The sequence below is a fragment of the Streptomyces sp. MnatMP-M17 genome, from assembly GCF_900091995.1.
In the GTDB taxonomy this organism is placed as follows: Bacteria; Actinomycetota; Actinomycetes; order Streptomycetales; family Streptomycetaceae; genus Streptomyces.
In genome coordinates this window covers 1-7,241 of record NZ_FMDK01000558.1, presented here as the reverse complement: position 1 = coordinate 7,241, position 7,241 = coordinate 1, and the positions used below count along the sequence as shown (strand labels likewise).

8 protein-coding genes are annotated in these 7,241 nt (G+C 67.7%); all 8 read right to left on the bottom strand.

Annotated elements, in window-relative coordinates; translation table 11 throughout:
• Window positions 1-219 precede the first annotated feature (219 nt).
• Window positions 220-1,452 carry an ATP-grasp domain-containing protein gene (locus GA0115259_RS24125; protein ID WP_093600919.1) on the bottom strand — a complete coding sequence of 411 codons (1,233 nt, stop codon included), beginning with the start codon at window positions 1,450-1,452 and terminating at the stop codon, window positions 220-222.
• A gap of 486 nt (window positions 1,453-1,938) precedes the next feature.
• Entirely contained in the window at window positions 1,939-3,147 is a 1,209-nt protein-coding gene (locus GA0115259_RS24120; protein WP_161230455.1) for an aminotransferase class I/II-fold pyridoxal phosphate-dependent enzyme, read from the bottom strand.
• Window positions 3,148-3,579: 432 nt separating this feature from the next.
• On the bottom strand, window positions 3,580-3,834 hold the full coding sequence (locus GA0115259_RS42910; RefSeq protein WP_093600915.1) for a WhiB family transcriptional regulator: 255 nt from the start codon (window positions 3,832-3,834) through the stop codon (window positions 3,580-3,582).
• Entirely contained in the window at window positions 3,831-3,998 is a 168-nt protein-coding gene (locus GA0115259_RS40545) for a hypothetical protein (RefSeq protein ID WP_161230454.1), read from the bottom strand. The genes GA0115259_RS42910 and GA0115259_RS40545 overlap by 4 nt, the downstream gene beginning before the upstream one ends.
• Window positions 3,995-4,909 carry a DciA family protein gene (locus tag GA0115259_RS24110; protein WP_161230453.1) on the bottom strand — a complete coding sequence of 305 codons (915 nt, stop codon included), beginning with the start codon at window positions 4,907-4,909 and terminating at the stop codon, window positions 3,995-3,997. Before GA0115259_RS24110 ends, GA0115259_RS40545 begins: the two co-directional genes overlap by 4 nt.
• On the bottom strand, window positions 4,906-6,303 hold the full coding sequence (locus tag GA0115259_RS24105) for a helix-turn-helix domain-containing protein (RefSeq protein WP_093600911.1): 1,398 nt from the start codon (window positions 6,301-6,303) through the stop codon (window positions 4,906-4,908). The genes GA0115259_RS24110 and GA0115259_RS24105 overlap by 4 nt, the downstream gene beginning before the upstream one ends.
• 89 nt (window positions 6,304-6,392) lie before the next feature.
• A complete protein-coding gene (locus tag GA0115259_RS24100; protein ID WP_093600909.1) occupies window positions 6,393-6,761 on the bottom strand; it encodes a hypothetical protein in 369 nt (122 codons plus the stop codon).
• On the bottom strand, window positions 6,761-7,241 hold a 481-nt coding region (locus GA0115259_RS24095), incomplete at its 5' end, for a sortase (protein WP_141716670.1). The genes GA0115259_RS24095 and GA0115259_RS24100, both read right to left, overlap by 1 nt.

The following is a 7,241-nucleotide window of genomic DNA, read 5'->3' as shown; positions in this document are numbered from 1 at the left end:
CGACGTCGCGCAGCGGCCCGGCGACCGGCTCGCGCCGGGCTGGCACGCGGCCCGACACCGGTTCGCGTCCCTCCTGGCCAGCGCCTCACGCAGTGGCCGCAGCGGGGCCTGTGTGCCAACGTGCGCGCCGAATGTGGGGACTTCGGGGAGCACGAAGCGCCAGGTGTCGGGCTTGCACAAGTGGCTGTGTCATTCAGTACGGACGGGGCTGCTGGCTGGTCAGACGGTATGCAGTCCCTCGTGTTCCCAGGCACGTAGGCGGGCATAGTCCCGCTCCACGATGTGCCGCTCCTCTGCTGCGAAGTAGGCGTATCCCGGGGAACTGAGCAGGTCGTCCGTGGGGGCGAGGAGTTCGCCGGGGTTCACAGAAGAGTAGATGGCAACGACGCTGGGGAGAGCGGCGATCTTCTGGACGGCTCGGTGGTCAGCTTTGCCATGGTGGTGATTGACGAAATCGACATTGCGCAGGGTGCGGGTCCAGATGATCTGGGTGTCGTCGAAGCCGAGGAGGCTCTGTGGATTGACGAGGGTGCTGGCCGCGAGTGCGGTCTGGGAGGCCCCGCAGTAGCGTTCGACCACCGCGGGGGCTGTTGCTCCGCCGAGCCGGGCTCCGGTCTCAATCAGAACGGGTCCGCGGTCGGTGAGCATGATCTCGGTATGGGCGGGCGAGGAACGTATGCCGAGCGCGTCGAGTACCGCGAACGTGAACTCCCGCAGGATGCGGGCTTCCTGAGTGGTCGCCGCCACGGGCTCTTCATAGTCGTAGACCGGGGTGGAGGAAGCGCCCACCCGCTTGGTGTAGCGCCACGTCTCGGCGACACGGTGGTGCCCCTCGTATGAGACGGTGTTGACGTAGTACTCCGTTCCGGCCAGCCGTTCCTGGACGAGGGCGGCGTGGTTCGCGTGGCCGAAGATCGTCCGGGCCGCCAGGACTGAGGTGCAGGCCGCCTCGACCTCTTTGGCGGAGCCGCAGAACCGTACGTTGTCGGTGCCCGCCGACTTGAGGGGTTTGACGACCGCTTCCTTCAGTCCGGATGCGGCGAACCATGCGCCGGCCTCTTCGGGCGACGTGGCAACGGTCGCCCGGGGCGTGGCGATACCTGCCGCGCGGGCGGCCTGGGCCATCAGGTGTTTGTCCCGGCGGGCTGCGAGCTGTTCGGCCGTGTTGGCGGGGAGGCCGAGGTCGAGTGAGAGTCTCTCGGCCAGGGTGACTCCGGATTCGGAGCCGGCGGTCACCCTGGTGACGCCGAGTGCGGCGAGCTGTTCGGAGACAGTGTGGAGGTCTTCCGTGTATCCGAGGTCGGTGGTGTAGGCGTCGGCTTCGAAGGTTCGGGCGAGGTGGGCGTTGGGATGCGTCTGGCTCTTGACGTGGACGCAGCGTTGACCGAGTTGGCGAAGTCGGCGGGCCAGGGCGGCGCCTGTGGAGTATCCGTCAACGATGGCGATTGTCATGGCTCATTCCTCGTGCGGGCGTGGCGGTTGAGAGGGTCGGCAAAGGAGGTCCCCCGCTGTGCTGTTCACGGCGGGCGGGAGATAGGGACAGGGCGGCTTCTGCGCCGGAGCGGTGGGACCGTGCGTGCCGCTCCGTCTGCGGCAGCACGTACGGGGTCTGAATCGACGGGCTCATGGCTGGCGGCCCGGTGGTGAGTTGTCGGCCGCGGTGGCCCCCTAGGCGGAGGGGCAGGCTCCGGATTTAGGGCCGGGACACCGTTTCTCCAGGCGTTTCGGCGTCACTGGAGGCCTCGTAGGGCGGGGCATCACTGCGCGCAACCTCGGCAAGCCAGCGCTTTTGGAGGTCTACTTCCAGAAGTACCGTTTTGCCGGGGTATGGCACTCCGCGTGGCTGTCCTCCCGCTCTCCGGTTCTCTTCCGCGTACGCCGCTCGCAGTCTCCGCGCGGCGTTCTCGTAGATCTCCTCCTCGGTGTCGAAGCAGATCTTCACCACTGTCGGGCCTCCCCCCTGGGCTGGTGCGGAGTTCCTTCTGCGGTCTGGGAACGCCAGCTCTTCAGGGCTCGGGTGAGCCTGCTGAACTCCTCGTCGTTGCAGGGTGCTCGCAGTCGTATCCCGGGCTGGCTGCCGCGGAGTTTCCCGTCGAAGGCTCGGACTTCGATTCCGTGGGCTCTCATGTGCCTGGCTATGCGGTCCGGGGTCCCTGCCGTCGCGTCCAGCCACACGAACCGGTAGTGGATGCTCGCGCCGGGCGCCACGTCGTCTCCGAAGTACTCGACGAGAATCTCCTCCAGAAGCCGGGCGTTCTGGTCGATGCGGTGCATCGTTTCCCGGAGCCAGGATTCGTCGTTCAAGGCGGCGGTGGCGAGAACAGCATCGAGGATCGAGAGAGGCCATTTCTTTGCCAGCCGCTCTTCTGCCTTCTGGCATATTTCTCGGTTTCTCGACCACATGATCCCGGCCCGGGTTCCGGTAATTCCGTACGATTTGCCCGTAGATTGCAGGACGACCAGGTTCTCAAGGTCTGAACCGATCAGGCTAAGATTTTCTCCTTCAAATTCTATGTACTCCTCATCAACGATCAGCGTTGAATCCGGGTTTTCCCTGCATACCTCTTCCAAGTCGGCGCGGTCAATGTAATGACCGAGCGGGTTGTTAGGGTTGGAGAAGACCACAAATTCGTTTTCTTTCATCGCGGACTGGATTCTCTCCAGACGATATCCCGCAGTGTCGCGCACCCCTTTCCGCGGTTCCACGAAATGGGCGTAGCTGAAGTATTCGAGTGTCCCGGTGTATTCAGGGGTGGGGACAGCGGTCCGCTTGTCGCGCAGGAGGTGGGACAGGATGACGAGGAAACCTGAGACGCCCTGGCCGGCGATCATGTTGTCCGCGAGAGCCTCCGCGCCAAGGTGCCGGGCATAGGCTTCCAGATACATCCTGTGGCCTGTGTAGGGCGGCCGGTCACGCTCGTAGGGCGGGGGGACGAGTTCGGCGGAGCAGTTCACCGCGTACAGAACGAGGGCGAGGAGGGCGCTCTCCGGGGGCCCCAGCGGATTCGCGCAGACGTCGAGCCTGTTCTGGAGGACCTCAGCGAGGAGCGTCGGCCGGGGTGCCGAGTGGCCATCGTTTCGTGAAAGGCGTATCCATTCCAGGAGGCGGTCGTAATCGGGCGCGGGCTCCGCTGCGTCAGGCCGCATTCGCACTCCCCTGCGTGGCGCTGGTGTGGCGTCGCCCCGCGCGGGCGGACCTGAGTAGGCCCAGGTCTGTGACGCCATGTCCCGGCACTGGGGGCACCCTGGTTCCTGAACGCGATGGGCGCTGCTCTGGTCCCGGGGTCGTCGCGCCTGCGGGCTCTTCCTGGCGGCGGTCCGGCTGCTGAGGATCCTGTATGTGAGTAGACACTGCGACAGCTCCTGGTCTGGTCGATAGCGGATCTCGGGACAGATGGCCAGGAATTCACGCCTGGCCTGCCCGAAAGCACTCACCACCAAGCTAGAAGAATTACCCTGTGGATAATTTCCTGCGAAATTTCCCGATGGGCACACCGTCGAGTGCGTCACCGAATGGAAGAGAACTACCAGAGGAAATAATCGGGTGTATCGCCACAAATTAGGTTCGCGGGCTTTTCGTCACAGTGCTGCTGGGTTAGGCCTCGTCCACCCGTGCGGCGCGTAGCCCGCGTTGGCTCGCTCGCGGCTGGTCTCGCCGCCCCATGTTCCCCATTCGCGGTTGGTACGGGCGCGGAGGCGGCATGCCTCGCCGAGCGGGCAGCCTGCGCAGGTCGATTTCGCAAGTCCGACAAGCTCATCGCTGTGGAAGACCTCGGGCTCGACGCGCGCGCACGGTACGAGCTGCCCGTCCGGAGAGTGCTGGCGTCTGGTCACTTCGGGATTCCGGGGATGCGGACGAGCGCCAGCAGACGGAGGAGGCCGTCACGCTGGTCGTACAGGCTGTCAAGGAGGGGGTCGGTGATGGTGGTGGCGTTGTACCGGTGTGTCAGGTCGGGACCCTGCTGGTCGGCGGGTGCCTGCTGGGGATCGGCGGTCATCGGGAAGGTTCCGTTTCGTACGGTGCTGGGGTGCGGATGTGCCGTTCTGGCTGGAACAGGGCGCCCTTGTTGTCGAGATGGGCGCGCAGCGCAAGGCGGTATCCGGCGGAGGCGTCCTCGCGGGTGCGGGGGTTCCCGGACGGGGCTTCATCGGTTCTGCTGGCGTGGAGGGCGTTGAGGGCCTGGTGGTAGTGGGGTGGGGCGTCGTCCCTTGTCCGGACCGGCGCGGCCGGCGGGCGGGGAGCCGCCTCGGCCTGGAGGGCGTTGAGGGCGTGGTGGTAGGCCAGTGAGGCGTCCTGGCGGGTAGGGACGGGGTGTACGGGGCCGGGAGGAGCAGCAGTGTCTCGGGCTGTTCTCAGTGCGTCGAGCGCTCGGTGGTAGCCGCGGGAGGCGTTCTCCCGGGTGCGTTCGGGCCCCGGAGCAGGGGCGTCCGGGAGATCGGTGTGATCCGTGCCGGGTGGGGTGCGTGTGCGTGTCCCAACTCGCAGGACCCTGATCTCCCGGACCGTGCGGCGTCCGGCGTCTTCGTTCACCGCCTGCATCAGCTTGGCGGCGCTCAGGCGCACCTGCAGGGCCCAGGCATCTGAGTCGGGAAGGAGCTCGAGTCGGCCGGTCTCGTCGTCGAACATGACGGCTTCGACGTGGGCGGCGACCTTGGGAGGTGCGATGTCCGGCCATCTGTCGAGCACCGTTCCGCCGGCTATCCGGGGCTGCCATCCGTGTTCGGTCATCATCCAGGTGAGCGCCGCATTGAAATCCATGGGCTCACGGCCGTCACGCCGTACGGTTCGCCGCGGGGGTTTGGGCTTCTGGACCGCGTTGCCGTCCGCGCCGCGCTGCCTGGCGGCCTTCTGCGCGGCGCGCAGTGCGGCACGGGCGAGATCGGTTCCGGCCGGTTCGGCATGGTTCATGCCCGCCCCCATACGTCGTGGAGGGTGACCCGCCCGGTTCCGGCCAGACGTTGGGCCTGGTCGACGAGGTGGTTGCTGAACAGGCGTCTGGTGAAGGTTTCGCCGCACGTGGCGAGGGTGGCGTGGACCAGGTCGGGATCCTGCTGCGCAGCCGCGCGAAGACCGGCAATCTCGTCCCGAGTGAGGTACTCAAGATCGGCCAGGTCGTCGTCGCCAACGGTGAGGGGTGTGACGCTCTGCAGGCTGGAGGCAGGTCGCATGCGGGTGAGGGCGTCCTGGACCTGGCGGGTAACGGAACGGCTGGCAGGGACCCGGCAGTTCCATGCCCATTCGGTATGGCGCTGCCGCTCGGACCTGCGGGAGTCGCGCCACCAGGCGACGGCGGCCGCGCGTTTGGCCGCGGTGTCGTAGAGCAGGTGAGCGCCGGCGAGGCGGTGGGCGAGGAATCCCGAGGGGCGGTGGACGCGCCGGGCCGGGGCGTCCTGGCTGACGACGGCGATCACGTCGGCGGCACTCCAGCCGGTATCGGCGACGTGCCGCACGATCCACGCAACCCGGGGCGTCGCGGCACGGTTGAGCCAGTCGACCTCACGGATGAGTTCGGCAGCGAGCTGGTAGCGGCGGCCGGTGAGGTTCAGGGTCCTGTGCACAAACGCGGCGGACGGCTGTTTACGTGCGGGAAGGGCATTCGGCCCGCCCTCGGTCCAGCTCTCAGGGGGGAGAGATATTCCACCCGCAGGAGAAGAGCCTGGGGTAGTAACCACCATTGGGGTGCAAGGCGTACGGGTCGGAGTCCTCGTCGCCGCAGGCCGCTGAGGGGGTTTCGTCCGCTTCCTGGGCAGAGGGCTCCGCGCCTTGGCGTGGAGCTGCTTCATGAGCGGGATCCGGTCCTCTCGGAAGCCGCGCACGGCGCGGATGTGGGTGTCCGAGGGCCCGGTGCGCAGGCCGAGCGCGGCGTCGTAGACCGGTGGGATGGTGCGCTGGAACTCGCTGGCTCGGCCGCCGATTCCGCTGATGCGTGTCCCCTTGGAACGGTAGGTGAGCAGGCCGGTTTCGCGGAGGATGCGCAGGTGGTATTTCACGGTCCGGGCGGAGACGTTCAGCCAGTCGGTGAGGATGGTGATGCCGGGGCGGCATTCCTTGAGGTGGGCGAGGACCCGTGCGAGGCGCAGGGTGGTGCGGCCGAGCTTCCTGGGGCCGTGGGACCGTTCGGCGGCGTAGGGGCCGTGGTCGTGGAACCAGTGAACGGCCTCGAGCCATGTGAGGCCGTCCGGGGCGATGCGGCCGGCGGTCGTGGAGATCCACTGGTCGGCCGGGGGCACGTTGGCCTGCAGGCCGCCTTCGGCTGCGGTCGGGCACTGCGCGGACGTAGCTGGGGAAGAGGTCGGGGGCATGGCGGATCCAGGTTTCGGGGTGCGCGAAGTAGACCCGTGGCGGGACGGGCCTGGGAGAAGGGCAGCAAGCGCGGGCGCGGCGCCGGGGGTCAGTCGAGCGAGAACGTCATCTGGACGGGCTCGGCGGGTTCGGCGGGCTTGCTGGGGGCGGGCGGAGTCCGTCCGGGCGGCCGGCTGCCGCCGTCGGGGGCAGCGGTGCGGTGGACCGGGTTGCGGCAGACGTTGCGCGGAGCAGGCGGCTTCTTGGCCTCCTCGGCGACGAGCGCGGCCAGGCGGCTGATGTTCTTGCGCGACAGCCGGGTGCTGTGGCGGATCCGGACCTGGGAGACGCCGCGGGTGAGCAGTTCCATCGCGATGAGCTCGGCGCGTGCGCGCTCGACGTTGTAGACCGGCCAGGCCCTCGCCGGAGCCACTGTGGTCTTCTCGCTGGTCGTCTCCTGCGGGGGTGGGCCGGTCACTACGCGCCTCCCTTGGCCGAGACGAGGTCCGCTTCGACGACGACGCGTTTGGCGTGGCCGTCGGCCGGCCAGCACGTCACCAGCGTGAGCTTCGCCGTTGTGGGCGTCGTCTTGGGGTGCCCGGGGACTTGGGCGATGACGTCGACGTTGGTCGGGGTGACCCTCCGGACACGGGTGACGGTGTAGGTGTAGGTGATGCGGTTCGCCGTGGTGACGGTGATTGAGGCACCGGGCGTGACGCGGTCGATGTCGCGCAAAGGTGGGTCGGTGACGCCGGAGCGGTGGCCCGCGAGGGCGAAGTTGCCTACCTGGCCCGGTTGTTCGGTGGTGGGGAAGTGGCCGATGCCGGACCGTAGCTGCTGTTCGGACACTCCTTCGTACACCGGCTGGGCCCAGTCGTTTCCCAATGCCGGGATGCGCAGGACTTCGGTGACGCGGCCGCCCGCGCCGGTGGTCGCGTCGCCGCCGACGGAGTGGGCG

Excerpts from the sequence above, each read along its gene's own strand:
- GA0115259_RS24125 (WP_093600919.1), bottom strand. The coding sequence starts at position 1,452 with ATGACAATCGCCATCGTTGACGGATACTCCACAGGCGCCGCCCTGGCC.
- GA0115259_RS24120 (WP_161230455.1), bottom strand. The coding sequence starts at position 3,147 with ATGCGGCCTGACGCAGCGGAGCCCGCGCCCGATTACGACCGCCTCCTG.
- GA0115259_RS40545 (WP_161230454.1), bottom strand. The coding sequence starts at position 3,998 with ATGACCGCCGATCCCCAGCAGGCACCCGCCGACCAGCAGGGTCCCGAC.
- GA0115259_RS24110 (WP_161230453.1), bottom strand. The coding sequence starts at position 4,909 with ATGAACCATGCCGAACCGGCCGGAACCGATCTCGCCCGTGCCGCACTG.
- GA0115259_RS24105 (WP_093600911.1), bottom strand. The coding sequence starts at position 6,303 with ATGCCCCCGACCTCTTCCCCAGCTACGTCCGCGCAGTGCCCGACCGCA.